The organism is Bradyrhizobium sp. (assembly GCF_049586575.1).
Taxonomy (GTDB): Bacteria; Pseudomonadota; Alphaproteobacteria; order Rhizobiales; family Xanthobacteraceae; genus Bradyrhizobium.
Map to the genome: position 1 here is coordinate 1 of NZ_JBAVCF010000097.1, position 2,728 is coordinate 2,728.

Annotated in this window: 3 protein-coding genes and 1 pseudogene; 3 read left to right on the forward strand and 1 reads right to left on the reverse strand. The window is 60.6% G+C overall.

What is annotated here, in order from left to right; genetic code table 11:
- The 3 genes and pseudogenes from WB528_RS03440 to WB528_RS03450 form a co-directional block, all read left to right on the forward strand.
- Positions 1–539: pseudogene (locus WB528_RS03440) on the forward strand (acetyl-CoA carboxylase biotin carboxylase subunit); the annotation flags it as partial.
- A gap of 40 nt (positions 540–579) precedes the next feature.
- The gene (locus tag WB528_RS03445; protein WP_423887030.1) at positions 580–1,458 is read left to right on the forward strand and encodes a 5-oxoprolinase subunit B family protein; all 879 of its coding nucleotides are present in this window, start codon (positions 580–582) and stop codon (positions 1,456–1,458) included.
- On the forward strand, positions 1,448–2,422 hold the full coding sequence (locus WB528_RS03450) for a biotin-dependent carboxyltransferase family protein (RefSeq protein WP_423887031.1): 975 nt from the start codon (positions 1,448–1,450) through the stop codon (positions 2,420–2,422). The genes WB528_RS03445 and WB528_RS03450 overlap by 11 nt, the downstream gene beginning before the upstream one ends.
- Positions 2,423–2,473: 51 nt before the next feature.
- Here WB528_RS03450 and WB528_RS03455 read toward each other — a convergent pair.
- Positions 2,474–2,728 (reverse strand): transposase (locus tag WB528_RS03455; RefSeq protein ID WP_423887032.1); only part of this gene is annotated, 255 nt, incomplete at its 5' end.

The following is a 2,728-nucleotide window of genomic DNA, read 5'->3' on the forward strand; positions in this document are numbered from 1 at the left end:
GAGCGGGGACGCTCGAATATCTATATGATGACGACACCGGTGAGTTCTATTTCATCGAAATGAATACACGCATCCAGGTTGAGCATCCGATCACTGAGATGGTCACCGGCATCGATCTCGTGCGCGAAATGATCCGCATCGCGCAGGGCTACCCGCTCGCCCTAGCGCAATCCGACATTAAGACGCGCGGGGTCGCGATTGAAGTCCGGATCAACGCCGAGGATCCTGATCATAATTTCCGGCCGACGCCCGGTCGCGTCACCGCGCTTGCGCTGCCGGCGGGCCCCGGGGTCCGTGTTGATACTATGCTCTATCCAGGCTATGTCGTGCCACCCTATTACGACTCTCTGCTTGCCAAGATCATCGTTCAGGCGGAAACTCGAAACCTCGCCTTGGCGCGCATGCGCCGCGCGCTTGACGAATTCGAAATCGATGGGGTTATCACCACCGCGCCTCTGCACAAGCGCCTTGCCCGCTTGGCCGATGTGCAGGCGGCTCGGTTTGACACCGGATTTCTGGAGCGGCTGCTGGCAGCCTAACGGGCGCCGTTGAAGGGGCCAACGAGGGAGGGAGATAGGCATGGGCGGGGCCCGGTATTCTTTCGGCGGCGACGAACACGTCTTCGTCGAGATCGACGAGCAGATGTCGCTTGAAGCGTTCTTCAAGGGCATGGCTATTTGCGGCGAACTGGGCAAGCGCCGCATCGCCGGCGTGTCGGAGATATGTCCGGCTAACGCCTCTTATTTGGTTCGTTTCGATCCGGACGTAATCTACCCCGACAAGATGTTGGGCACGCTCAAGGAGATCGAGGCGCAAGTTGGCGGCGCTGATCTCGAATTGTCGACACGCGTCGTCGAAATTCCTGTGCTTTACAACGATCCCTGGACGCGCGAGACGCTCATGCGATTCCGCGAACGCCATCAAGATCCCAAAAGCGCCGACATCGAGTATGCCGCGCGCATCAACGGCTACGGCTCCGTCGACGAGTTCATCGCCGCGCATTCAGGCTCGCCGTGGTTCGTCTCCATGGTCGGCTTCGTCGCCGGTTTGCCTTTCTTGTTCCAGATGGTCGAGCGGGCAAAGCAGATTGAAGTGCCCAAATATTTGAGGCCGCGCACTGACACGCCGAAGCTCACCGTTGGCCATGGCGGCTGCTTCGGCTGCATCTATTCCGTGCGCGGCGCCGGCGGCTACCAGATGTTCGGCATTACCCCCGCGCCGATCTATGACCCGGCGCAGACGCTGCCTTATCTCAAGGATTTCATGGTGTTCTTCAAACCGGGGGATATCGTCAAATGGAAGCCGATTTCGCGCCAGGAATATGATCGTGATCTCAAAGCGGTCGAGGCTGGTACTTTCAATCTGAATATCCGGCCCGTCGATTTTTCGCTCAAATCGTTCCTCGTCGATCCCGGTGGCTACAGCCGCGGCTTGGTGGAGGCGCTTCATGGCCATTGAGGTTATCAAACCCGGCCTTGCCACAAGTGTGCAGGACGCAGGCCGGCCCGGATACTACAACATCGGCATTCCGCTTTCGGGCGCGCTCGACCAATATGCGTTGCACGCGGCGAATCTCCTGGTCGGCAACGACACGGAGCCCTCCGTGCTGGAAGCAACCTTGCTTGGCCCGGAGTTCCTCTTCCGGACTCCGGCTGTTGTCGCTGTCACCGGGGCTGAAGCGACGCCGAAGATCAATGGCGAGAGTCGCCCGCGCAACGAATCTTTTGCCGTGCGATCGGACGATCGGCTCTCGTTCGATTATGCGAAGGCCGGCGCGCGTATCTATATTGCAGTCGCCGGCGGGATCGACGTGCCGGCCGTACTTGGCAGCCGCTCGACTTACGCGCTTGGCGCGCTCGGCGGTTTTGAAGGACGTAAGCTGGCCGTCGGCGACGTGCTTCCGACTGGCGCCGCGGCCCCCAGGGCGCGCGTCGGCCGCGCCATCTCGCGCGATTTGGTGCCGACCTATCCCAAGTCGCTCGAATTACGAGTGCTGCCAGGTCTCTATTTTCATCGGTTGACCGACGAATCCGCCAGGTCCTTCTTCGAAGACACTTGGACCGTTGCTCCGGAAGCGGATCGCATCGGCTATCGCTATCGCAAAGGACGAGCGCTTTCCTTCCGCGAACGCAAACAGCCGTTCGGCGCGGGCTCCGACCCGTCCAACATCGTCGATGCCGGATATCCTTACGGTTCGATCCAGGTGCCTGGTGGCGTCGAACCGATCATCCTGCTTCGCGACGCCGTGTCGGGCGGCGGATACGCCATGATCGGAACAGTGATCAGCGCAGATATGGACCGCATTGCGCAGATGCAGCCGAACAATCTTGCGCGTTTCGTCCAGGTAGACATGGATGCCGCGCTCGAGGCGCGCGCTGACTACAAGTCTCGGCTCACGCGATTGACTTCGTCATTGCGTTAAACCGGCTTCTCCTCAATCCGAGGGGCCTTCCTCACTTCGTGTGGGTCTGGCTCAAACTGTGTGATCGGTACATGGACCGTACGGAAGCATCCGTGCGCGTAAGAGCTCGACGCCGGCGCGGCCATACATGGACCGTTTCAGGGTCTTGAGACGATTGATCTGCCCTTCGGTCTGGCCGCTACTCCAGGGTGCGCTAATGGCGTTGCGAACGGCAGCCAAATCCCGCCGCAGCGTGGCGGCGAATCGGCGCATTCCATGGATGCCGGAGTTGGCGGCCGCGCTCAGCCACCCGTCTAGCGGCTCCGG